Here is a 26,068-nt window from a genome sequence, read left to right as displayed (position 1 = left end):
ATATTATTCTAGTTCAAATGCACCTGTATATAACTGATAGTATTTACCTTTTTCTGCTATAAGCATATCATGTGTACCACGCTCGATAATATGTCCCTGCTCCAGAACCATAATCACATCGGAATTTCGCACAGTGGATAATCTGTGTGCGATGACAAAAACAGTTCTTCCTTCCATAAGTGCGTCCATTCCCTTCTGTACAATCGCTTCTGTACGAGTATCGATAGATGACGTTGCTTCGTCTAAAATCATTACCGGCGGATCTGCAACTGCCGCTCTTGCGATTGCAATTAACTGTCTTTGTCCCTGTGAAAGATTCGCTCCGTTTTCTGTCAGAGGAGTATCATATCCTTCCGGCAGACGTGTAATGAAATCGTCCGCTCCCGCAAGTTTTGCCGCCTTAATACAATCTTCTTCCGTAGCATCCAATCTTCCATAACGGATATTATCCATTACCGTTCCCGTAAATAGATTTGTTTCCTGAAGAACAACTCCAAGAGAACGTCTTAAATCTGACTTTTTAATCTTATTAATATTAATTCCGTCATATCGGATTTTTCCATCCGCAATATCGTAAAAACGATTAATCAGATTTGTAATTGTTGTTTTTCCTGCACCTGTCGAACCTACAAAAGCGACTTTCTGTCCCGGCTCTGCATATAAAGTAATATTATGTAAAACCGTTTTGTTTTCTTCATACCCAAAATCTACGTCAAACATACGGACATCTCCCGATAATTTTGTATATGTTACCGATCCATCATTTTGATGCGGATGTTTCCATGCCCACATTCCCGTACGTTCTTTGCATTCTACAATCTGTCCGTTTTCTTCTCTTGCATTTACAAGAGTTACATATCCTTCATCTTCTTCCGGCTCTTCATCAATCAGTTCAAAAATTCTCTCCGCACCGGCAAGCCCCATAACAACTGAGTTTACCTGATTGGATACCTGACTGACATTTCCGCAAAATTGTTTTGTCATATTTAAAAAAGGTACAACAATGCTTATACCGATTGCCATTCCCGATAAACTTACATTTGGCGCTTTTGCCAGCATCAAAACACCTCCGGTAAGTGCAACCGCAACATAGAGGACATTTCCTATATTATTCAAAATCGGCATAAGCATATTGGCAAATTTATTAGCGCTCTCTGAATCTGCAAATAATTTTTCATTTATTCTGTCAAATGTTTCCTCGCATTCTCTCTCATGGCAGAATACCTGAACAACTTTCTGTCCATTCATAATCTCCTCAATATATCCTTCTGCCTTTCCAAGCGAAGTCTGTTGACGGGTAAAATATTTTGCAGAATTTCCGCCGATTTTCTTCGTCACGGCAAACATAAGTATCACTCCGATAACCACTACTAATGTCAGCCACAAACTAAAGTACATCATAATCCCAAATACAGTCAAAACCGTAACCGATGAAATTAAAAGTTGCGGAATACTCTGTGATACCAACTGTCGTAATGTGTCAATATCATTTGTATAATAACTCATAATATCACCGTGATTATGTGTATCAAAATATTTAATCGGAAGGTTCTGCATTCCGTGGAACATTTTCACACGAAGTTTTTTCAAAAATCCCTGTGTAATTGTCGCCATCATCTGTGTAAAAGCAACTGCTGAAAGCAATGAAAGAATATAGAAAATCAATAAAATACTTACATAAGTAACTATTTTTGTGCTAACCGCTTCCCAATTTCCCGTTTTCCAACTTGTTTCTACTATAGAAATAATATTTTGCATGAAAATCGCAGGAATGGAAGTAACAATCGCACTAAAAACAATACATAAAAGAACGAGTGGCATTTTCACCGGATAAAATTCAAACAACGTTTTCAAAAGTCTTCCAAGCGTTCCTTTTTTCTCTCTTTTATTCATCATCTTCACCTGCCTTATTCTGAGAAATATACACTTCCTGATAAATTTCATTTTCTGCAAGTAATTGTTTATGTGTTCCGATTGCATTAATCGTACCTTTATCCATTACGATAATTCTATCTGCCTCCTCCACAGACGAAATACGCTGTGCAATAATAATTTTTGTTGTTTCCGGAATAAATTCCTTAAACGCCTTTCTAATTAACGCATCCGTCTTTGTATCTACGGCACTTGTCGAATCATCTAGAATTAAAATTTTCGGTTTCTTTAACAATGCTCTCGCAATACATAATCTTTGCTTCTGACCACCTGATACATTCGTTCCACCCTGTTCAATATATGTATCATATTGTTTTGGGAACTGTCTGATAAATTCATCTGCCTGCGCCAGTTTACAAGCTTCAATCAATTCTTCATCTGTCGCATCCTTATTTCCCCATCTGAGATTTTCTTTAATTGTTCCGGAAAACAACACATTTTTCTGTAATACAACGGATACTTCATTTCTTAAAGAAGTTAAATCATATTCTTTTACATCAATTCCTCCAACCTTTACACATCCTTCTGTTGCATCATACAATCTGGAAATCAACTGAATTAAAGAAGATTTAGAAGAACCTGTTCCGCCGATAACACCAATCGTTTCGCCGGAATGTATATGTAAATCAATATTAGAAAGTGCCATTTTTTCTGCCGTTTTCGCATATTTAAAGTTGACATTTTCAAAATCAATCGCTCCGTCTTTCACTTCATACACAGGATTTTCAGGATTTTTAATTGTTCCCTCCTCCTGTAAAACTTCCATAATACGTTTTGAAGATTCACTTGCCATTGTAATCATCACGAATACCATAGACATCATCATAAGTGAATTTAAGATTTGGAAGCTGTATGTCAAAAGCGCTGAGAATTGACCTACATCTAAATCAAGCCCTCTTGATGTGATAATAACATATGAACCGAAATAAAGAACAAAAATCATAACCGTGTACATACAGAATTGCATAAGCGGGTTATTGAACGCCAAAATTTTCTCTGCCTTTGTAAAATCCCTGCAAATATTATCTGCTGCCTTCTCGAATTTCTCTTTTTCATATTCTTCACGAACATATGATTTTACAACACGCATTCCCTTAATGTTTTCTTGAATAGAATTATTCAGATTATCATATTTTTTAAATACCCTTTTAAATAAAGGCATAACCATTCGGATAATCAGAAATAATCCCACTGCCAGTATCGGAACTAACACAACGAATATCCATGCCATCTTTCCTCCCATAATAAATGCCATTGTGAAGGAAAAAATTAACATAAGCGGGCAACGGATTGCCACTCTTATAAGCATCATATATGCCATTTGTACATTCGTCACGTCCGTTGTAAGCCTAGTTACAAGTGACGATGTAGAAAATTTATCAATATTCGTAAAAGAGTATGTCTGTATCTTATAAAACATATCTTTTCTCAAGTTTTTTGCAAATCCACATGAACCTGTTGCACAGACAGAGCCTGCTATTGCACCTGCAAGTAATGCAAAGCCTGCCATAAAAATTAAAATACCGCCGTAAATTGCAATCGTTTTTATGCCACATCCTGCCTTAATCTCATTTACAAGACGGGCAATTACAAATGGAATAATACATTCCATAATGACTTCCAAAGAAACAAAAACCGGCGCTAAAGCGGACGGTTTTTTGTATTCCCGAATGCTTTTTGAAAGTTCTTTTATCATTTCTTTTCCTCCTTTATCGTATTATTGTATCTATGACAATTGTTTTTATTATAATACTTTTTTTGCCTGTAAATCAAACAAAATTTAAAGGAGAACGCAATAAATTTATCACGTCCTCCTTATTTTCTTCTAAATATTTTCACTTCGGATTGTTTCTATTATATTTTGTTTTTCCACTTTTTTCACAGAATACTGCATAGTCATACACATAATAGAAAAGACAAACAGAATGCAAATAATCAACTGGTGATACGGCACATGATACGGTAATTCTAAAATATCGGTAAACTGTCTGTAGAAAATATATGATAATCCAAGCCCCACCGGAATTCCGAGTAAAAGTGCCTTAGTTCCATACAATAAACTTTCATACCATATCATCTTTTTAAACTCTTTGTCCGTCATTCCAACAGACCGCAACGTAGCAAATTCTCTGCTTCGTAATGCCATATTAGTCGTAATCGTATTAAATATATTGGTAATACCGATAACGGAAATTACTGCTACAAAACCATACAGGAATATAGAAATAATCATGTTAATACTGTTATTTTCCTTTGCTCTTTCCTCAAAATCCATATACAGCCAGTTGTCTTCTCCTGTTATTTTTTCTATATTCTCGCGAACCTTAAATGTATCATCCGCATCAATATATAAACCATCATAATGGAAATCCTTAGCAGACATCCACGCCTCTGATACAATAATATTTACTCCATAATAAAAGTTTTGCGTAAACGGAACTCTGTCTGAACGTTTGGCAATTTCAATTTCTCCACCGTCAAACCGAAGTTTTTCCCCTTCTTTTACCGTCAGTTCATGATATTTTGTCCGTTTTGCCTTTTCATCGTTTTCATCACGGACAAATGCGATACTCGTATCACATAAAATACCTTTATCTTTTACTTCCTCATAAGATAATCCCAGTTTTTTTGCAAATTCTTTATAAGTCTTGTCAGAAACAGAGTAAAATACAAACTCCATTTCCTTGTCTTTTTCTTCCTGACTAAACTCCGTAATTCCCCTGCTCTTTTCTGCCTCATCCGTAAAAGATACATTTATTGGTGTAGTAATCCATACTTTAACAAGTTCAGATTTTTTAATTCCTTCTACTTTACCGGCTTTTTGATAGATTTTGCCCTTTTCCTTCATATCCTGCTCATCATAACGTGCAATAAGATTATAATCCATTTTTGCATATTCCATATCCTGTATCTCCTGCCCGTATATTCTTACTGAACTGATAGATAAAAATAATACAATACTAATAAAAAGCGAAAATACCGTTGTTCTATATTTTTTTCGACTTCTCTTTAAATTTTTTCTCGCTATCTCTCCCTCTATTCCAAAAACTTTTTGGAAGAATTTTGATGTACGCAGTTGCTTTGCCTCTAACTTCGTACCTTTTGTTTCGCGAATCGCCTCCATAGGCGAAACTTTTTCCGCTTTTTTCGCCGGAATAAGTGAAGATATATAAATCATGATTATTGCTACAACTACGGCAATAAGGATAGCCTCAACCGACACATATAGTTTCAATGCAATTTCTCCGTTAAAAGTTGTTCCCTTTAAAATTTCCATGACAACTTGAATCGTACACCAAATCGCTCCTATGCCAAGCAGAATACCAAGCGGAATGGCTGCTACTCCTAAAATCGCACCCTCAAACAAGACGTTCTTTCGTATCTGTTTGGAAGTTGCCCCTACACTTGCCAACATTCCGTACTGCTTTAATCTCTCTGTAATAGAAATGTCAAAACTGTTTTTAATAACAAATACAGATGTCAGTAAAATAATTCCGATAACAATTCCTGCCAGCACTTTCAGTGTTATTAACACATCTACATTTTCTACTGCTCCCTGAAAAGTCAGCAATGTATCATTTACATTTAGGTCATTTAAACCTACTTCCTTTTCAAGTATTTTCTTAAAAGCAAATGTTTCTTTCGGCGTTTTCATTAACATGGCAATATCAATATTCTCACCATTCACCTCATGTTCCGGCACTGTAAATAAACTACAGCCGAGTTGTCCCTCATCATCATAAAATTCAACCGCCGATATTCCTGAAATTCCCGATACAATATATTTCTTTTCCTTACCGTCCACATCTAATTTCAATGTATCTCCTACATTGATTTTTATACTGTAAGCATTAAGAAAATGCTCCGGTATCACAATTTCATTTTCTTTCTTCGGGAAATTTCCACTCTGTAAAACAATTCCCAAGTCGGTAAAATCTTTTTTCTTCACTGCACGCACTTTTGTTTTATTGATATTCTCTTCTTGTACTTCCTGTTTATACTGTAAGGAAACTGTTTTTGCATTTCCTATTGTCTGTATAACAATTTTCTTTTCCACTTTTTCATTGTACAAAAGATATTTCTGTTTTTCTTCAGGTACGTTCTCAGCCAAAATATGATAGTTTCCTGCATTTTTCTTTGCGTAATCCACAAGACTTCCCTGCATACTAGATACAAAAGTTGTGATTGCAGTAATCAATGCCACTGAAAGTAAAATACCAAAAACAGTGACAACCGTTCTTCTCTTATTTTTTTTCAAACTTTTTACAGTGAGTTCATTTAAAACATTCATAAATTACCTCACTTTCTCATCTTTTATGATTTTCCCATCAGCGATAGTGATAATGCGGTCTGCTTCCAGTGCAATTTTCTCATCGTGGGTAATCAGAAGAATGGTCTGGTCGTATTTTCTGTTTGTCATTTTCAGCAAATCGATAATCTCTCCTGACGCTTTACTGTCAAGATTTCCAGTCGGTTCATCTGCCAGCACAATTGCAGGATGATTAATCAATGCTCTCCCGATAGAAACTCTCTGCTGCTGCCCTCCCGATAACTGATTTGGTAAATGTTTTCTTCTGTTTGTCAGATTTAATGTGGAAAGCATCTCTTCCATCTTCTCTTTTTCCACCTGTTTTCCGTCTAAACGGCATGGAAGCGCTATATTTTCCTCCACATTTAGTATCGGAATCAAATTATAAAACTGATAAATCAATCCCAACTGTCTTCTTCTAAAAATCGCCATTTTATCATTATTCAAATCCGAAATCTCCGTTCCGTCAATATAAATCTTTCCTGCGGTTGCTCTATCCACTCCTCCAATCAGGTGAAGTAAGGTAGATTTTCCGCTTCCTGAAGCGCCGATAATAGCGACAAATTCACCTCTTTCCACAGAAAAACTTATATTATCCAAAGCCCGCACTTCCGTGTCATTCATTCCATATGTTTTACACAAATTTTCAACTTTCAAAATTTCCATAACTGTTCTCCTTCTCCTTTCGACAGAACTATCATATCGAACGAAAGTGACTCTAAAGTGACTTCTGATAAAATTTTAAAATAAATTCTGTTCCTTTCTGTTTCTTGCTTTTCACTTCAACATCCCCACCCTGATGCTTTATGATACTCTTTGTAAATGCAAGTCCAAGTCCAACGCTGTCCTCTTTTGCATTTTTGCTTTTATAAAATCGTTCAAAAATATGAGGTAAATCTTCCTCGTCAATTCCCTCACCATTATCTTGTATGCTTATTTTCGTATAAATATAGTTTTCTTCCCAAAAAATTTTTATTTCTGTTGCCCCATGCTCAATGGCATTTTTAACTATATTGCATATGCCTTCCTTCGTCCAGCGAAAATCACACCACATTTTCGCCTTTTTTTCTCCCTCTTCATAAATATTACTTCCTGTCACCTCACACAAAACGTCAAAACGTTCTCTCACTTCTTCTATTAATTGTTTTACGCATACTTCTTCCTCTTTCAATGTAAAAGTCTGTGAATCTAACTTTGCCAAATTTAATATTCCTTTAACAAGCCATTCGATTTTCACCAAGTCTTTCTGCATATTATCCAAAAACAACTCTTTTTTCTCCTGTGGCAAATCCATTCGCAAAAGTTCGTTCGCCATATGTAAAGATGTGATTGGCGTTTTCAACTGATGCGATATGTCCGCCAAAAATTTTTCCAGTTCAGATTTGCTCTCCTCCAAATAAACATTCTTTTCTCTTAAAAGCATTGTAATATCATATACCTTATTATTTAAAATACTAAATTTTCCCTCTTCATTCTCATCTAATTGCAGCGTTTCCTTTCCCGACAAAATTTCCTCACAATACTTTTCCATTTGCCGTAATTTTTCATTCTGCTTTTTCCTGTCGTACAAACTGACCATCAAAAACAAAATACCGTTTACCAATCCGATACAGGTAACTCCAACCGCTATAGATACAGGACGAAACTCACTTTCTTCTACACCATATTTTTTTAAGACATCCATTTCTCCCCCCTCGTTCTCCTCTAAAATTTTCTCCGTTGTCGTATACAGCCAGCCATTTATCTCCTTTTCCTTGACAGTTCCTAAGAAAAGACTGATGGAAAAGTTAAACAGTATACATAGACATACTATTAAAACCCATCTTTTTTTCTCCATACTATCCTCCTATTTTATACCCCATTCCTCTGACTGTTTTAATAATACTCGGTTCATTTGGATTATCTTCAATTTTTTCCCGAAGTCTTTTTATATAAACCGTAAGCGTATTATCATTAACAAAGTTTCCCGATTCATCCCAAATATGTGATAATATTTGATTTCTTGTCAAAATTCTTCCCCTATTTTCAAAAAACAATAACAGAATTTTATATTCTAACGCTGTCAGTTCAAGTGGATTTCCATTCTTATATACAATCTTTTCTTCCAACCGGATAGAAACATTTCCTATTGTCAACTCCTGCTTTCCATTTGCTTCTATTCCTCGAAGCCTAATTACGTTTTTCACTCTGGAAATGAGTTCTCTTGGCCGAAACGGTTTCGTAATATATTCATCTGCCCCTAACTGAAATCCCCTTACTATATTTTCTTCTTCGTCAAGCGCTGTCAAAAAAATAACCGGTATTCCTTTTTTCTGTATCTCCTGAAAAAATGTAAATCCGCTTCCATCCGGAAGATTTACATCCAAAATCAATAATTGATATAATTTCTTTTCCAGTTTTTCCAATCCTTCTTCCCTGCTCATAGCCAATTCCGCATGAAATCCTTCGCTCTCTAAAAGGAACTGTAGTCCTTCCCCTATATGCCTGTCATCTTCTATTACCAAAATCTGAATCATCCTGTCCTGCCTCCCAATTCATTCATACTACTGGTATTATACATTAATTTGCACAAATTAAAAGTATTATTTTTATATTTTTTAGATAATTTGTTGCTCATTTTCCAGATTTGTTGTATAATAATTAACATCAAGACAGAACGAAATATACATAAAGGAGATAGTGCTATGGTAAATTTATTAGTAGGCCCAAAAGGCAGTGGTAAGACACAACAAATGATTGATTTTGCTAACGAAAAGGCAAAAACATTGGACGGAAACGTAGTTTTTATTAAAAACAGCCATAACGATACATTTAATCTTTCTTTTGATATAAGAGCGATATGTATGGCTGATTATCCATCTATCCGCAACATTGATGACTACACCGGTTTCATTTACGGTATGATTAGTTGCAACAGCGACATTGAATGTATTTTTATTGACGGTATTTTAAAACAATCAGACATTTCATTAGAAAATATGCCTCGTTTCGTAGAAAGACTTAAGAATATCAGTAAACTTCATCACATTGAATTCTACTTAAGCGTCAGTGCTGACCGCGAAGATTTAAGTGATATTGATTTAACTGACTGTCAGGTACTTAATTAAATGACAAAAGAGGAAAATGACTTCATTGCATTTTCCTCTTTTTTGTTGCCTATTTCATAGATAAAACCTTATTGGCTTTCTCTCCTTTTTTATATTCAATTGTAACTTCCTGTCCGACTTCATATTTAATCACATCGATAAAATCTACAACAGATACATCAAAAATCTCATTGTTACCTTCCAACATAATATAATAGTGAGAATTTCCTTCGATAACTCCTTGAGCAATCTTGCTTATTTTACCTTTTACCGTCTGTACTTCCGTCGTTTCTTCTTCCTCTTTAATAACTCCGTCCGTCACCAAAAGTTTATTATACTGCTTCTCGCAGGAACTCACCGTATCACCGATTGCAACCAACTGATATTTCTGTACATTTACCATTGCATATTTCTTTACAAGTCCCGCATCGTCTTTCAATGCGATAAAATAGGTCGGTTCACCTGAAATATTTAACAATAATGGGAAGGTTGCTTTATACTTTAAGTTCTGTACCTGTCCTTCTGCCGAAGACATCGCTGACTTCTCAGTCGCACCCTCAATAGAGTAGAATTTTGTTTCCATTGTACGCTGATTCATCAGAACAAATCCAACGTTAGATTCATCACCGCTTACAGATGTTACACCTGTATATACCCATACGTCATCATCAATCGCAAGATAGTTATATCCGTCTGTCGTCTTCAGACAGTCTTTCTGTCCAAGTACGCTATTTAAAAATCCGTGTTTTAAAGAACCGTAGTAATCATACAACTGCACAAGCAAATCCGCTGAATATGCTCTGTCAATCCATGACGGTGCTTCATCAATGGCATAATCTTTCGTTTCTCCTGTAATCGCATTACATAAAACAACTCTTCCGATTGTTTCTCCTCCGAACAATCCAATATTAAACTTCTTCACCGGACAAATCCAATAAGGAATTCCTTTATCATCCGTTTCAAAACTTAAATCGTTAAAAATATAAGTCGGGTATTTAAAACGAAGATGTCTGTAAATATTGCGGTTAAAATGCTCGCTTGTCGTATACTTCATTCCTTCTTTCAGTTTAACCAACTCTGTCGACTGGCTTGCCATATCAATTCTTACATATGCCGGTATTCCTTCGGAACGGTTCGTAAACCATTTAATAACATTGGCATATTTAAGAGGGGATACTCTGACCGGTTTGTCATTGTAGTTAATCTGTGTATAAATCTCATCCACCTCAAACTGAGAAACCATATCTACCATACTTCCCATTTTACGATTTCCAAGAAGGGTAGCCGATTCTTTGTCCAATAACGGAATTTGGTCAAACGATAATTCTTCAATGTCTTTCGTAAATTCTCCCTCTTCCACTTTCAAAAGGTTTCGATACTTCTTCGCATTGATGATTGGTGAAGACAATAGTGTTCCCACTGCATAAACAACAACCACTACTACACCCAATGTAATCAGCACTTTCATTCCTTTTGATGATTTTACTTCCTGTTTGCTACGGATTTTCTTCTTCCAACCGTACCACGCAATGAGCAACACCATAAGTATAATCAGAAATACCCAAAAGTCTTTGGAGTGAATATTAATTGCAGGCAAGGTAACGTAATAATATATTCCTGCCACAATTAAAAATGCAATCACTCCCATGATTTTCATTTTCATATTTTTCATAATTTCCTCCTAGTGAAAAGTAATTAGGCTCATTGTATCACTCTGCCTAAAATTGTCAAGTATTCTACACACAAAAGGATTGCTGTAAAACAGCAATCCTTTTCTCTTCTATTCTTCTGAACGATTTGCAATTTCTTTTTCCTGTACATCAGAAGGTGCCTGTTCATAGCGGACAAATTTATATGAATATGTTCCTCGTCCTCCTGTCATGGAACGAAGCGCCGTGCAATATCCGAATACACAGGTCATCGGAATATCTGCTTCAATTTCCTGTTTTCCTTTTGGAAGTGGATTCATTCCAAGTACGCGCCCTCTTCTCTTATTCAAATCTCCCATGACATCTCCTGTATATTCATCAGGAACAACAACTTTAATATTTGCAATTGGCTCTAACAGTACAGGAGATGCTTCCATAATACCTTTCTTAAACGCCTGCATTGTTGCTGTCTTAAATGCCATTTCAGAAGAGTCTACCGGATGATAAGAACCGTCATATAAAGTTGCCTTAACCCCTACAACCGGATAGTTTGCTAAAGGTCCTTTCAATACAGATTCCTGAAGTCCCTTTTCAACTGCAGGGAAATAATTCTTTGGAACTGCTCCTCCTACTACTGTTTCTTCAAAAACATATGGTGTTTCCAAATCTCCCGAAGGTTCAAATTTCATTTTAACGTGACCGTACTGTCCATGTCCGCCTGACTGTTTTTTATATTTTGTATCCACATCAGAATTCTTACGGATCGTTTCCCTGAAAGCAACTTTTGGTCTTTCCAATGCCACATCCACTTTATAACGTGTCGCCAATTTGCTTACAATTACTTCCAAGTGCTGATCACCCATTCCATATAACAATGTCTGATGATTTTCACTATCATTTACTACTTTCATTGTCATATCTTCTGCCATCATTTTTGCAAGCCCTTGAGAAACTTTATCTTCGTCACCTTTTGCTTTCACTACATATTTCATATATGTATATGGTGTAGAATATTCCGTCTTACCATATAAAACAGGTGTATTCTTTGTTGAAAGGGTATCTCCTGTCTTTGTTCCAGTTAACTTTGCGATTGCACCAATATCTCCTGCGTGTAATTCCAATACTTCAATCGGTTTATTTCCATTCATTACATAAAGTTTACCCGGTTTTTCTTCTGTATCTGATTCCGCATTATATAATACATCTTCACCTTTTAATACGCCTGAGCATACTTTTACGAAAGAATATTTACCAATGAATGGGTCAACCATTGTCTTAAATACATAGGCTGTTTTTGCTTTGGAGAAATTATAATTTGCTTCAAAAATTTCATTTGTTTTCCGGTTAAATCCCGCACATTCTCTCTTATCAGGACTTGGGAAGAAACGAACGATATCGGATAAAAGGTTTGCAACACCTTGCGCTTCAATATTAGATCCCATTGCCACCGGTACAATACTTCCGTCCATTACTTCTGTACGCATGGCTGAACGAATTTCCTCTATTGAAAATTCTTCTCCGGCAAAATAACGTTCCATAAAATCTTCACTTGTTTCCGCTACAGCTTCCATTAGAGCATCTCTTAAAATCTGTAAGTTTGGAAGACAGTAATCAGGAATCTCACATTCTTCTCTCTGTCCGATACCTGTATATCTTCTTCCTGCATTTTTAATAACGTTTACATATCCAACCAGTTTCTCATTTTCACGAATCGGCTGGAAGTGAGGTGCGATTACTTTTCCATATCTGTCTGTCAACTGTTTTACCACTTCACGAAAACTTGCATCATCAACATCCATCTCCGTTACATATACCATACGAGGCAAATTATACTTATCGCATAATTCCCATGCCTTTTCCGTTCCTACTTCCACACCTGCTTTACCTGAAACAACGATAACAGCCGCATCTGCTGCACTTACCGCTTCTTCCACTTCACCTACAAAGTCAAAATATCCCGGTGTGTCAAGAATATTGATTTTTGCTTTCTCCCATTCGATCGGAGTCAATGTTGTGCTGATTGAGAATTCGCGTTTCTGCTCTTCTTTATCAAAATCGCTTATTGTATTGTGATCGCCAATTTTTCCCATTCGATTAATCGCTCCCGATACATAAGCCATTGCTTCCACTAAACTTGTTTTTCCGCTTCCGCCGTGTCCTAAAAGGACTACATTTCTAATCTCGTCTGTTCTGTAAACTTTCATTATTGGTGCCTCCTTATTTTTCTAGTTCTAATGTATATATTGTACTAAATTTTTTCTGTTTTTACAACTCTTTTATATATTTTATACAATATTTTTATATCAATTAGTTACTTTGAAAGTTTAAAATATTTTTTTAACCTCTGACTCAGACTTATATTGCCGAACTGCTGTCGCGCTTTCTCACTTTAAACCACCATAGCGTTGACATATTTTCAGAAATCCTTTAAAATGAAAAGAACAGATATTGAATAAGAAAGGATTTTTCCATGCACACACCAATAAAAATCGGATTTATCGGCTTGGGGCTTATCGGCGGTTCTATCGCCAAAGCCATCCGCCTTTACTATCCTGACACAAAAATTATTGCTTTTGACAAGAACAGAGAAACACTTGCTCTCGCCATGAACGAATCAGTTATAGATGTTTCCTGCAATACAATAGATGAGAACTTTAAAAATTGTTCCTATATTTTTCTATGCACACCTGTTTCTTTTAACACAGCCTATTTAAAGCAGGTTCAACCTTTTCTGCATGGTGACTGTATTCTGACAGATGTGGGAAGCGTAAAAACTTCTATACACAAGGAAGTCACAAAACTTGGATTAGAAAAATATTTTATCGGAGGACATCCAATGGCAGGGTCAGAAAAAACAGGCTTTTCCAATGCAAAACCAATTCTAATAGAAAACGCCTACTATATTCTTACCCCTTCGGCATCTGTTTCCAAAGAAAAAACACTGCAATATACCGCATTTATCCGGTCATTGAAGGCTCTTCCAATGGAAATGGATTATCAGGAACACGATTATGTTACAGGTGCAATCAGCCACCTTCCTCATATTATCGCTTCCGCTCTAGTTGATTTTGTAAAGGATGCGGATACAAAAGAGGAATTTATGAAACAACTGGCAGCGGGCGGATTTAAAGATATTACACGAATAGCGTCTTCTTCCCCAACAATGTGGCAACATATCTGTGTACAAAATAAGGAAAATATTGACGATATTCTCGGTAGATATATAAATACTCTTCAAAAAATAAAAGATTCTGTCACGAAGCAAGAAGCGGAAGAACTATATGATTTATTTTCCCGTGCGAAAAATTATCGCGATTCCGTTCCTGACATTTCTGCAGGACCTATCAAAAAAGTTTTTGCTATTTATTGCGATATTTTAGATGAAACAGGGGGAATTGCCACAGTTGCCACCATTTTAGCCTCAAATAATATCAGTTTAAAAAATATAGGTATTGTCCATAACCGTGAATTTGAGGAGGGCGTTCTTAGAATGGAATTTTATGATGAGGCTTCCTCTTTGCAGGCGGTAAAACTTTTAGAAAAGCACAGATATGCAGTATACAAACGTTAATAACATATTGCTTAGAAAGGATTCACATATGATTATAAAAAATACTACCGGACTTCGAGGAGTAATAACTATTCCGGGAGATAAGTCCATTTCCCACCGTGCCGTTATGTTCGGTTCTCTCGCCAACGGCACAACCGAAATCACAAACTTTTTGCAGGGGGCAGATTGCCTTGCCACTATTGACTGTTTTAGAAAAATGGGCATAGAAATCGAAGTTTCCCCTGAAATCATACGCATCTGCGGAAAAGGATTGCACGGTCTTTCTGCTCCGCAATCCGTTTTAGACACAAAAAACAGCGGGACGACAACAAGACTTATATCGGGTATTCTTGCCGGACAAAACTTTGAAACCATTCTTTCCGGAGATGCATCTTTAAACACAAGACCAATGGGAAGAATTATAGAACCGCTTTCGCTTATGGGCGGAAGAATCGAAAGTATGCACGAAAATAACTGCGCTCCTCTTCGCATATCCCCTTCCCTGCTGCGCGGCATTCATTATCATTCAAAGGTTGCCTCCGCACAGGTAAAATCCGCAATTTTGCTCGCCGGACTTTACGCTAACCAAGTTACCTCCGTAACCGAACCTGTATTATCCCGCAATCATACGGAATTAATGTTGTCGGGATTTGGCGGTAAATTGCATCGTTTTACTGATTCTGCTACAAATTTGCCTACTGTTTCCATTGAACCCGAACCGAATTTGGATGGACAAAAAATTATTGTGCCGGGAGATATTTCCTCTGCTGCATATTTTATTGCCGCAGGACTTCTTGTTCCACATTCTGAAATTCTTATTCAGAACGTAGGCATTAATCCGACCCGAGCCGGCATCTTAACCGTATGTCAGAATATGGGCGGGGATATTACATTTTTAAATAAAAAGACAGTGAATGGAGAACCTGTCGCTGATTTACTTGTACGGACAAGCAGCCTGCACGGAACGGTTGTAGAGGGTTCTGTTATTCCGGCTTTAATTGATGAAATACCGATTATCGCTGTTCTCGCCGCTTTTGCTGACGGAACTACCACTATTAAAAACGCAGAAGAATTGAAAGTAAAAGAAACCAACAGAATTGAAACGGTAAGTAAAAATTTAACAAAAATGGGTGGGGATATTATTCCTACTGAAGACGGAATGATTATTACCGGAAAAGGACATTTATCCGGCGCTAAAATAGACAGTTTTCTCGACCATAGAATTGCAATGGCTTTCTCCATCGCGGGCCTTGTCGCTGATGGAGAAACCGAAGTGATAAATAGTCATTGTATTGATATTTCTTATCCTGCATTTTTTGAAACATTGACATCTTTATTGCGATAAATCGGATATAATATCATTCTTAAAGTGCTGTTTGCGTTCTGCTTTTTTGCAGATGCGTGAGACGGCATTTTTTTTACGCCTAAGTCCTCCTCATCAAAAGCACAATGTTTTTCTTCCAAAGTCATTGTTCCGTATTGCTCCAAATTATAACTTGCCGGCTCATAAGTCGGATCTAATGCCAGCGCTGCACGAAAATGTTTCATTGCCGATACATGCTGACCTGTCATTTCCAAAATTGCTCCGTACAAATTATGCGGCTGTGCTGCATCCGGATATTTTTCCATTGCCAATGCTGCCATTTGTTCGCCTTTTATAAATTCATGTTGAGAACAGCATTGTTTTACATCGGAACATAAATTTTTTAATTCTCTTTCTTCCATTATTTCTTTTGTATTTATTATCTGTTCTTTCATCTCATTCATTCCCTTTCTCATTACAATCTATCTTACAGACTCCTTTGTCTATGATTGTATTGTAACAGATTAGATGTTAAATGGGGTTTAAAGTGAACAGAGCGGAAATTAAAGATAAATTAAAATTTACTTCTACTCGCTTTCTTCCTCTACATTCAGCATGCGGTACCCGACTCCAATATGCGTCTGAATATACGTTTGATTTGTCTTATCCTTTTCCAGTTTTTTTCTAAGAGAAGTCATGTATACTCTCAGTGAAGAAATATCGCTTCCAATTCCATTTGACCACACTTTTTCCAAAATAAACTGATATGTAAGTACTTTTCCTACGTTCTGCGCTAAGAGACATAAAAGGCTGTATTCCAACGGCATTAAATGAATTTCCGTTCCCGCCACTTTTACAACACCTGCACTATAATCAATCATCAGATCTCCGTTTTGGAATATACTTTCATTCGTATTGTCCGTATGCATAATATATTGTACACGTCTTATTGTAGCACGAAGCCTTGCCGATAATTCCACAACGCTGAACGGTTTTGTCAGATAATCGTCCGCTCCTACATCCAACGCAGCAACTTTATCTCTCTCATCACTTCTCGCACTAATCACAATAATCGGTGCCACAGACCATGAACGGATTTTCTTGATTACATCTATTCCGTCCATATCAGGCAAACCTAAATCCATTAAAATAATATCCGGATTATTTGCCGCCGCAAGCATAATCGCCTGTTTCCCGTCTTCCGCCGTATCAAATTTATATTTTTCCATCTCCAAAGTCGTCACAATTAAATTGCGGATCGGCTCGTCATCTTCGACAACTAAAACGGTTGGTTTTGTTCCCTTCATCATAACATTATCTCCTCCTGCTCCAACGCAAACTTAAATACTGTTCCGGTTGGCACATTATCATATATTTTCAATTTACCTCCGTGCGCCTGCACAATTGCCTGACAAAGGGGAAGTCCAAGTCCCATTCCCCTTCTGCTGTCACTCACTGTATTATTTACCGTGTAATACATATCAAAAACTTTTTCTTTCTGTTCTGCGGTTAAGCCCTGACCGTTATCTTTCACGAAGAATGCGACTTTATCGCCCTCTTTATCCGCTCCCACAATAATTTCCGCCCCTTTAGGCGTATACTTAACAGCGTTATCCACAAGATTAATCAGCACTTGGAAAATTAATTTCACGTCCATTTTTGCAATCAGAATTTCCTCACAGTCCACTGTAATTTTCTGCTGTTTTCCACGTCTGTTCACGTGTTTCAACGCTTCTTCGATAACCTCCTCGGCAACTTCTCCCTGAATATTTAACTCCATCGTTCCATTTTCAATTCTCGTAACGGAAAGAAGATTTTCCACAAGGTTAATAAGCCACATAGAATCGTCATAAATGTCGTGATATATTTTTTGTCTTTTTTCCCCGCTTAATTTTTCTTCATTTGTCAATAAATTCTCCGCATTTCCGGAAATACTTGTGAGAGGGCTTCGCAAATCGTGGGAAATAGAACGAAGAAGATTAGCACGCAGTCTTTCTTTCTCCAACCGCACCTCTGATTCACTTCTCTGTTTAATTAACTGCTCCTTTTCAAGAGCCAGTACACTCTCATGGATAATCGTTCCCATAATTCCTTTTTCAAATGTTCCGATTTCTTCTTTTTCCATATCTACTGCAATCACAGCAAACATTTTTTCATCACTTTTGACTACAAGAAACAGATAATCCGATTCTCTCAAAATTTTTGTTGAAAATCCTGCATCTTCTTTATTCTGATAACACCACTTCACTACAGCCAAATCTGATTCGGCAAGTTTTTCCGGTGCATTTTCTTTTTTATATGAAATAGGAATTTCACTTCCTGACGGCTCGCCCATATAACAGTACACATTTTTTTCTAATAAATGTCCAAGTTGTTCAACTGTTTTCTGCATAATCTCTTGAGAAGTCGATGCCTCTTGTAAACTTCTGCTCGCTTGCAACAAAAGTTCCGAACGATATGATTTCATCTCATTTTCCTGCGCGTAGTTTTTCACCCGTTTTGTTAAAATAGAACAGGTAATTGACGTGACAAGCATAACGACAAAAGTAATCAAATAATCCGGATTATATACGGAAAATGTAAATATCGGGTCTGCAAAAAAGAAGTTAAATGTAAGTACACTCAAAGCGCTTGCACAAAGTCCCCAATAATACCCGCTTGTCATCAGAGCAACCATAAGAACACCCAAAATATAAATCATAATCAGGTTTGCATCTGTAAATCCCAAAATGAAAAAGATATATGCGATTAGCGTAGACAGAACTAAACTGACAATACAATAAAAAACATCTCTTCCTATATAACTGTGTTTTATCTCTTTCACATACATTCCCCCTCTTCTTTCCTATTTTAAACACATCTAAACAGACTTGCAAGTTCTACTTTTGTACAAGATAAATTCGCGCAAATACAAGCGCCGCCTCATTTAACATGGCTGTCAAAAGTCCATATTCAAACGTAGGAATTTCTCTTTTTTCTTCCAAAACAATCCCCATAACACCATAAATTTCATCCCCCGTCTTAATTGGCAGGTACATGGCGTCCGCCTCCGGAAGCGTGTGGGTACAACAGCCTGCCCGCTTTTTATTTACCATAACCCAGTCAACGACCGCCCGCTCCCTCTGCGTCATCATTTTCTTTAATTCCGCTTTAGACATCCCCGGCTTTGGAAAGAGCCACGGCCCTGTTGTCTTTTCCCCTTTTCGGATATAAAACACAACCGAAAGATTCATTAGTTTTAATACTCTTTGGCTTAATTCCATTAAAAGTTCCCGCACTGTTTCAATCCTTCGCATTCTTCTGCTGTTATCAAGCAAAAGTTGGGTTCTGTACACCATTTTTGCACTTTCTCTTACCTGCCGTCTTTCTTTAGAAATAATCGTAGAAATAATAACGGCAAACAATAGCATCAACGCAAAAGTTGCGCTGTATTTCCCACTGTAAAAATGGAAACTGTAAAACGGCGGAACAAAAAACCAGTCAAACAAAAGTAAACTAATAACTGATGAAGATACCGCAATATACCGCCTTTTCGTACAGAGCGACAGAATAAGTATACCTATGAGATATACCATAATAATATCTGCGTCCATAAGCCCTTTCTTTTGAAAGAAAATCCCTATACCCGTTGCGGCAACAAGCATAGCCGCCTCTTTTAACAAATCAACTGCCAACCCCTCCGACTTTTTCGGCATTGGGAAAAATTCCCGCTTTTTCTGTTTGTATTTTGCTGTATCCGGAATAATAAAGATATCCAATTTAGGCATATATTCGCTTATTTTGTCCGTAATTGTTCCTCTCTTCTGTCCAAGCCAAATACGATGGTTTGTCCTTCCTAAAACAAGTTTTGTCACACTGCTTACTTTCGCATACTCCGCAATCTGAAATGCCACATCCTCACCAAATACGGTAATAATCTGCGCACCAAGCGCCTCCGCCAAATGGATGTTTTTATCCCTTATTTTCTTTACGGAACTGTCTGCATTTTGCAATTCCGGCGTTTCCACATACAATGCGGTGAATTTTGCATGGAAAGCATATGACATTCTCGATGCGCTACGGATAACTTTCTCACAGGAGGGAGCAGTTGAAATACAGGTCATAATATGTTCACCCTGATACCCCTCGCTTCCGTCCGCATTTTCATTTAAAATACGCTCCTGTAAACCTAACCGATTTACTTTATCCGCCATTCTGCGAAGCGCAATTTCCCTTAAAGCGATTAATTTTTCTTTTGCGAAAAAATTCTGCAGCGCTCTCTCCGCCTGCACGGTTTTATAAATTTTTCCTTCTTTCAAACGGGTTATCAGCTCGTCCGGCTCAATATCTATTAATTTTACCTGTGTCGCCTCGTCAAAAACAAAATCCGGTATTCTTTCTTTTACATGAATTTTTGTAATGCTCTCCACAACATCGTTAAGACTTTCCAAATGTTGAATGTTTACGGTTGTATACACATTAATTCCCGCATCTAAAATTTCTTCAATATCCTCATACCGCTTTTGATGACGCATTCCTTTTGCGTTTGTGTGAGCAAGTTCATCAATAAGAACTGTATGCGGCTTTCTTTTCAACACACCGTCAATATCCAGTTCCCGTAGTTCTATTCCTTTATATTCCACCATAAGAGGAGGAATCTTCTCTAATCCTTCCTCCCTCGCACTTGTTTCCGGACGGGCGTGTGGTTCGATATATCCCGCGACAATATCTACCCCTTCTTTTTGCAATTCATGTGCCGCATCTAACATAGCGCATGTCTTCCCAACTCCTGCCGCATATCCCAAAAAGATACATAATTTTCCCTTTTTTTCAATTTCTTTTTGTTTTTCTGCCGCCTGAATACGTTTCAACAACTCTTCAGGGTTTGCTCTTTCTCCACCCATAGTTCTCTCCTAAATACATTTAGGGAGGCTATGCCTCCCTCTTTTTATTCGCCCATTGCTTTTGCTATTTCAATATTACATTGAAGAACATTTACGGTTTCTTCACCAAAAATACCGAATAATTTGTGTTCTGTATTTCTCTCCACAATTTCTTCCACTTCCGTTTCAGACAAACCGCTGTTTGCCGCCACAATCGGAATCTGTATTTTTGCTGATGCAGAACTGATATGCGGATCTAACCCCGACCCCGATGCTGTCAGCATATCTGCTGGAATTTCTCCCTTAAATTCTTCTCCTGTTGCTTTTTTATAACGTTCTTTAAATGCCTGTACATCCTGCTCTACACGTTTCTCCAACTCTTCGTTTGTAGCGCCATAGTTATAACTGCCCGAAGAAACTCCCGCATAATCTCCGTTTTCTTTTTCTTCTTTTGTATATGTATTATAATCTACCGCTGAAATTCTTCCGTGAAAATATTCATCTCCTTCAAATTTCTGTCCGACTACCTCTGAGCCTACCGCTTTTCCTTCTGCTTTTACAATGCTTCCGTTTGCCTGTTTCGGAAAAACAACCTGTCCGATCCCCGTCAATAAAAGAGGATAGGCGATACCGCATATAACAAGCAGTGCAAGTGTAATAACTGCCGCTCTTTTCACATATTTTCCAAAGTTCTTCATTTTCTCACCTCATATTATAATCCTAATAATGCCAGCAAAGGCGTTACCAAAATATCAATCAGTTTAATTGCCACAAACGGAACAATTACTCCGCCCAATCCGTAAATACCCATGTTTTTCATCAACATTTTTTCGGAACGCATCGGTTTATATTTTACACCGCGCATCGCAATCGGGATTAAACACGGGATAATAATTGCATTAAAAATCAATGCAGATAATATCGCGCTGAACGGTGTGGATAGGTGCATAATATTCAACACTTCCATTTGAGGAATGACAAGTGTAAACATCGCCGGAATAATTGCAAAATATTTTGCCACATCATTGGCGATACTGAACGTTGTCAAAGATCCCCTCGTAATCAAAAGTTGTTTTCCGATTTCCACTACTTCCAAAATCTTAGTCGGGTCAGAATCAAGGTCTACCATATTTGCCGCCTCTTTTGCCGCCGTTGTACCGCTGTTCATCGCAAGTCCTACGTCCGCCTGTGCAAGAGCAGGGGCATCATTTGTTCCGTCTCCGGTCATCGCTACGATTTTTCCTTCTGCCTGTTCTTTTTTAATGGCATCAATTTTATCTTCCGGTTTACATTCGGCAATAAACCCGTCCACACCTGCCTCTTTTGCGATTGTCGCCGCTGTAAGAGGATTGTCACCTGTACACATAATTGTTTTAATACCAATCTCACGCAGACGCTCAAATCGTTCCACAAGTCCCGGTTTTACCGTATCTTTCAAATAAATCACGCCATAAATCACATTTCCGACGCAGACTACCAAAGGTGTTCCGCCTAAACTGGAAATTTCTGTTACAATACTTTCCAAATCTTCCGGTATTTCACCGTTATTTTCCTGTACATATTTTTTGATAGCATCATAAGCGCCTTTTCGGATTCGTGTTCCGTCCTTTAAGTTTACTCCACTCATCTTTGTCTGTGCAGTGAACTCTACAAATTCCATTTGGTCTTTTACTTCGTCTTTAATCTTTGTTCCAAGACGTTTTCCCAATTCCACTACAGATTTTCCTTCCGGTGTGGCGTCACATAAAGAAGTCATTACACTGTAATCAATTAAATCTTCTTTACTTTTTCCTTTTACTTCATGGAAATCTGCTGCAAGACGGTTTCCGTAAGTAATTGTTCCCGTTTTATCCAAAATCATTGTATCTACATCACCGCATGCTTCCACAGCTTTTCCTGACATGGCAATAACATTAAATCTTGTTACACGGTCCATACCGGCAATACCGATTGCGGATAAAAGTCCGCCGATTGTTGTCGGAATTAAACATACGAGGAGGGCAATCATTGTCGCCATTGGAATTTTCACTCCCGCATAGTCAGAGAAACAATATAGTGTCACTACAACAATTAGGAAAATAATCGTCAAACTGACAAGCAATGTATTTAACGCAATTTCATTCGGTGTTTTTTGTCTGGACGCTCCTTCTACAAGGGAAATCATTTTGTCAAGGAAAGACTGTCCCGGCTCAGAAGTAATTCTGATTTTTAACCAGTCGCTGACTACTGTCGTTCCCCCCGTTACGGAAGAAAAATCTCCGCCCGCTTCACGGGTTACCGGCGCTGATTCCCCTGTAATCGCCGACTCGTCTACAGAAGCAACGCCTTCGATAACTTCACCGTCATTTGCAATCACTTCATTTGTTCTCACGATAATAATATCGCCTTTTTTCAATTCAGATGCATTTACAACTTTCTCTGTTCCGTCCTTCAACAACAGGGTTGCCATTGTATCTTTCTTTGTCTTTTTCAGTGAATCTGCCTGTGCTTTTCCTCTTCCTTCAGCCACAGACTCGGCAAAGTTTGCAAATAAAATAGTGACAAACAAAATCACGGTTACTATCCCGTTGTAAATACGGAGTTCGCTGTCATCTCCAAAGATAGTTGGACAGATTGTCATAATCATACTAATGACAAATCCCACTTCAACGACAAACATGACCGGATTTTTCATCATATATTTCGGATTTAATTTTTGAAAAGCACCAATAATTGATGTTTTCAAAATATCCTTTGTAATAAATTTTGTTTTTTTCTCCTGATTTTTCATTTTCATCGTAATCCTTTCTGACTCCTATTACAACCATAATGATAAATGCTCCGCAATCGGTCCGAGTGCGAGTGCAGGGAAGAATGTCAATGCGGCAAAAATATAAACAACTATAACTAATACCACAACAAAAATCACATTATCCGTGCGGAGTGTACCTACCGTTTCATTCACACGGCGTTTTGCAAGAAGGCTTCCTGCAATCGCTAACTGTGCAATCATTGTAATATATCTGCCAAAGAACATCGCCAATCCTGTTGTGATATTCCAAAATGCCGTATTATCCGCCAATCCCTCAAATCCTGAACCGTTGTTTGCTGCGGACGATGCATATTCATACAGAACTTGGGATAACCCGTGAAAGCCTCCGTTTGTAATTCCTTCAACTCCTGCTCCCACCATAACTGCCAGCGCTGAAAATCCTAAAATCAAAAGCGGATGAATAATCAACACAAGCGCCACAAGTTTCATTTCTTTTCCTTCGATTTTCTTACCCAAGTATTCAGGGGTTCGACCAATCATCAGACCGCAAAGGAATACCGCTAAAATTACATACATAATCATATTCATCAGCCCGACACCTTTACCGCCGAACACACAGTTCAACATCATATGCAGCATCGGTACAAGACCTCCGAGCGGAGTCAGCGAATCATGCATATTATTGACCGTACCTGTTGTAAATGACGTAGTTGTTGTCGTAAAGAGGGTTGATTGTGCAATACCAAACCTTGTTTCTTTTCCTTCCATATTTCCTACGTCTTGATTTAATCCCGCCTGCTCTAAAATCGGGTTGCCGGATTTTTCTGCCTCAAAACAAAGAAGAAGTCCGACTAAAAACAGAATAGACATTGCTGCGAAGATTGTTCTTCCCTGATTGCCCAAAAGCACTCTCTTTGTTTTCTTCTCTTCTTTTCTTCTCTGCATAGTCATTTTTCCAAACGTAACAACACAGGCACCCGGCAAAATCATCATACTTAATAATTCAATCATATTTGAAATAATCGTTGGATTTTCAAATGGTGTCGAAGAGTTCGCTCCAAAAAATCCACCGCCGTTTGTCCCAAGATGTTTTATACTCTCAAGGGCAGCCACAGGTCCCATTGCCAAATCCTGATAATTTCCTTCTATCGTTCTCACCGTCTGATTTGCATCAAAAGTCTGCGGAACACCCTGCCAAATCAAAAGTATACCTATAATAATGGATACCGGAATTAAAATACGAGTTGTAACTCTAATCATATCTTCATAGAAGTTACCGACATCTTTCTGTTTTCCCGCAAGTCCCCGACAAAACGCCATACAAGCCGAATAACCGCTGGCTGCCGATACAAACATCATAAAGACAATAACCATCATCTGACTTAAATAAGAAAGTCCCGATTCTCCCGCATAATGCTGTAAATTTGTATTTGTCATAAAACTGATGATTGTATTAAACGAGAGTGTCGGTTCCATAGCATCTATTCCATTTGGGTTTGCAAATAAAACTCCCTGCAGTCTTAAAATAATATATCCTACAAGTACCATCATCGCGTTTGTCATTAATAAATGTAACGCATATTGTTTCCAGTTCATTCCCTCTCTGCTTATTCTCAGAACTTTATAAATTCCCCCGTCAAGTCTGTCAAACAACGGGTCAGCAAATGTTTTCTGCTTTGTTGCTATATGGTACATATAAGTTCCCATTGGAATGACAAGCACCAAAAATATAGCAAGCGTCAGTGCAATCTGTAACATGGCTTTTTTCCTCCAAATTTATATCTTTTATAGTTTTTCCGGATAAATCAACGCATAGAATAAATATCCGGCAAGCAATAAAATAAGAATAATCAATAGTATCATTTTTCTTCCTCCCTTGTCGCAGCAGTTCCTACCTGCTTTTCACACCAGTCAACCAGTAATTTCATACTGCCAAAACAAATCGCCAGAATTAAAATCATTAATAAATCCATACTTATCCCTTCCTTTTTCTTTCCTTTCTAGCAGGAATTATAATAGCATAAAAGATTTTAAATCAGTATTATAATGCAGGGCTGTAATATTAAAACCGTATTAAAATTTCATCAATAATGCACAAAAAAACTACCCACCTATTCAAGTGAGTAGTTTTGTCAATCTTATTTATTTTTTAATTTTTCTAAAATATTTTCTGCCGATACCATAGGATTTTCGCTTACCAAACGGTAAATGTTATCAATATCTTTTTTCTCTTGCTCCAATTCCAACGCAATAGTATTTATGCTTTTTCCCTTTTTGTACTTTTTCTGAATCAAATTAATTTGTGCCAATAATTCTCCCTCACACCGTCCATTTTTCCATGACTCTTCTGCCAAAAAATCATAAAACTCTTCTTCATCATATTCTGTCAAAATCATATCTACAACCTCCGCTCTGTTATTCCGAAGTACCTCTGACAAAATTCCTGCCTGTATACAAGTATCTATTGCCTCCTCTACTGCCTCCGAAAAATTCTTTCCTTTCTTAAAAATTTCTCGAATAGTTGTAATAAACTGAGCGTATTCTTTAAGCACTTTGCACTTCTCCATAAGTTTCCTGTTGTATCCGAGATTGATATTCAATACAAGTTGGTGTTAGAATATAAAT

At 37.4% G+C, this 26,068-nt stretch carries 20 protein-coding genes; 3 read left to right on the top strand and 17 right to left on the bottom strand.

Going from position 1 to position 26,068, the window contains the following annotated elements; all coding sequences use genetic code 11:
* Window positions 1–3 precede the first annotated feature (3 nt).
* From ACYPXO_RS09215 to ACYPXO_RS09190, 6 genes are all read right to left on the bottom strand, one after another.
* Window positions 4–1,893 carry an ABC transporter ATP-binding protein gene (locus ACYPXO_RS09215; RefSeq protein WP_459640293.1) on the bottom strand — a complete coding sequence of 630 codons (1,890 nt, stop codon included), beginning with the start codon at window positions 1,891–1,893 and terminating at the stop codon, window positions 4–6.
* A complete protein-coding gene (locus tag ACYPXO_RS09210; RefSeq protein WP_459640278.1) occupies window positions 1,886–3,628 on the bottom strand; it encodes an ABC transporter ATP-binding protein in 1,743 nt (580 codons plus the stop codon). The genes ACYPXO_RS09215 and ACYPXO_RS09210 overlap by 8 nt, the downstream gene beginning before the upstream one ends.
* Before the next feature lie 129 nt (window positions 3,629–3,757).
* Window positions 3,758–6,223, bottom strand: a complete 2,466-nt coding sequence (locus tag ACYPXO_RS09205; protein WP_459640277.1) for an ABC transporter permease — start codon at window positions 6,221–6,223, stop codon at window positions 3,758–3,760.
* Between the two features lie 3 nt (window positions 6,224–6,226).
* Window positions 6,227–6,907, bottom strand: a complete 681-nt coding sequence (locus tag ACYPXO_RS09200; protein WP_459640276.1) for an ABC transporter ATP-binding protein — start codon at window positions 6,905–6,907, stop codon at window positions 6,227–6,229.
* 52 nt (window positions 6,908–6,959) lie between these two features.
* Entirely contained in the window at window positions 6,960–8,078 is a 1,119-nt protein-coding gene (locus ACYPXO_RS09195; RefSeq protein WP_459640275.1) for a sensor histidine kinase, read from the bottom strand.
* 1 nt (window position 8,079) lies between these two features.
* Entirely contained in the window at window positions 8,080–8,757 is a 678-nt protein-coding gene (locus tag ACYPXO_RS09190) for a response regulator transcription factor (protein WP_459640274.1), read from the bottom strand.
* A 168-nt stretch (window positions 8,758–8,925) separates the two neighbouring features.
* Between ACYPXO_RS09190 and ACYPXO_RS09185 the strand changes: the two genes are divergently transcribed.
* Window positions 8,926–9,348: a hypothetical protein gene (locus ACYPXO_RS09185; protein ID WP_459640273.1), complete on the top strand. Its 423-nt coding sequence runs from the start codon at window positions 8,926–8,928 to the stop codon at window positions 9,346–9,348.
* 49 nt (window positions 9,349–9,397) lie between these two features.
* Here the strand turns inward: ACYPXO_RS09185 and ACYPXO_RS09180 are convergent, their stop codons facing one another.
* Entirely contained in the window at window positions 9,398–10,999 is a 1,602-nt protein-coding gene (locus ACYPXO_RS09180) for a CvpA family protein (protein WP_459640272.1), read from the bottom strand.
* 108 nt (window positions 11,000–11,107) lie between these two features.
* Complete coding sequence (locus tag ACYPXO_RS09175; RefSeq protein WP_459640271.1) at window positions 11,108–13,180, bottom strand: elongation factor G; 2,073 nt, start codon at window positions 13,178–13,180, stop codon at window positions 11,108–11,110.
* Window positions 13,181–13,446: 266 nt separating this feature from the next.
* On the opposite strand from ACYPXO_RS09175, the gene ACYPXO_RS09170 reads away from it, so the two are divergent.
* Together ACYPXO_RS09170 and aroA are read left to right on the top strand one after the other, a co-directional pair.
* A complete protein-coding gene (locus tag ACYPXO_RS09170) occupies window positions 13,447–14,547 on the top strand; it encodes a prephenate dehydrogenase/arogenate dehydrogenase family protein (RefSeq protein WP_459640270.1) in 1,101 nt (366 codons plus the stop codon).
* Between the two features lie 28 nt (window positions 14,548–14,575).
* Window positions 14,576–15,871, top strand: coding sequence for a 3-phosphoshikimate 1-carboxyvinyltransferase (aroA, locus tag ACYPXO_RS09165; RefSeq protein WP_459640269.1), 1,296 nt, complete (start codon window positions 14,576–14,578; stop codon window positions 15,869–15,871).
* On the opposite strand, the gene ACYPXO_RS09160 is transcribed toward aroA, so the two are convergent.
* The 9 genes from ACYPXO_RS09160 to ACYPXO_RS09120 all read right to left on the bottom strand — a co-directional run bounded on the left by ACYPXO_RS09160 (window position 15,829) and on the right by ACYPXO_RS09120 (window position 26,010).
* Entirely contained in the window at window positions 15,829–16,293 is a 465-nt protein-coding gene (locus tag ACYPXO_RS09160; protein WP_459640268.1) for a hypothetical protein, read from the bottom strand. The two genes, aroA and ACYPXO_RS09160, sit on opposite strands and share 43 nt — an antisense overlap.
* Window positions 16,294–16,416: 123 nt before the next feature.
* Window positions 16,417–17,139 (bottom strand): response regulator transcription factor, encoded by a 723-nt coding sequence (locus ACYPXO_RS09155; protein ID WP_459640267.1) that lies wholly within the window; start codon window positions 17,137–17,139, stop codon window positions 16,417–16,419.
* Window positions 17,136–18,653, bottom strand: a complete 1,518-nt coding sequence (locus ACYPXO_RS09150; RefSeq protein WP_459640266.1) for a DUF4118 domain-containing protein — start codon at window positions 18,651–18,653, stop codon at window positions 17,136–17,138. Before ACYPXO_RS09150 ends, ACYPXO_RS09155 begins: the two co-directional genes overlap by 4 nt.
* Before the next feature lie 55 nt (window positions 18,654–18,708).
* Complete coding sequence (locus ACYPXO_RS09145) at window positions 18,709–20,712, bottom strand: DUF4118 domain-containing protein (RefSeq protein ID WP_459640265.1); 2,004 nt, start codon at window positions 20,710–20,712, stop codon at window positions 18,709–18,711.
* Between the two features lie 44 nt (window positions 20,713–20,756).
* Window positions 20,757–21,389: a potassium-transporting ATPase subunit KdpC gene (gene kdpC, locus ACYPXO_RS09140; RefSeq protein WP_459640264.1), complete on the bottom strand. Its 633-nt coding sequence runs from the start codon at window positions 21,387–21,389 to the stop codon at window positions 20,757–20,759.
* Window positions 21,390–21,403: 14 nt separating this feature from the next.
* On the bottom strand, window positions 21,404–23,467 hold the full coding sequence (gene kdpB, locus ACYPXO_RS09135) for a potassium-transporting ATPase subunit KdpB (RefSeq protein WP_459640263.1): 2,064 nt from the start codon (window positions 23,465–23,467) through the stop codon (window positions 21,404–21,406).
* A gap of 21 nt (window positions 23,468–23,488) precedes the next feature.
* Window positions 23,489–25,201 (bottom strand): potassium-transporting ATPase subunit KdpA, encoded by a 1,713-nt coding sequence (gene kdpA / locus ACYPXO_RS09130; protein ID WP_459640262.1) that lies wholly within the window; start codon window positions 25,199–25,201, stop codon window positions 23,489–23,491.
* 27 nt (window positions 25,202–25,228) lie between these two features.
* A complete protein-coding gene (gene kdpF, locus ACYPXO_RS09125) occupies window positions 25,229–25,306 on the bottom strand; it encodes a K(+)-transporting ATPase subunit F (protein WP_084667667.1) in 78 nt (25 codons plus the stop codon).
* Between the two features lie 275 nt (window positions 25,307–25,581).
* The gene (locus ACYPXO_RS09120; protein WP_459640261.1) at window positions 25,582–26,010 is read right to left on the bottom strand and encodes a hypothetical protein; all 429 of its coding nucleotides are present in this window, start codon (window positions 26,008–26,010) and stop codon (window positions 25,582–25,584) included.
* Between the last annotated feature and the right edge of the window lie 58 nt (window positions 26,011–26,068).

Source organism: Faecalimonas canis (genome assembly GCF_054601575.1).
This window is presented reverse-complemented; position numbering and strand designations above follow the sequence as displayed.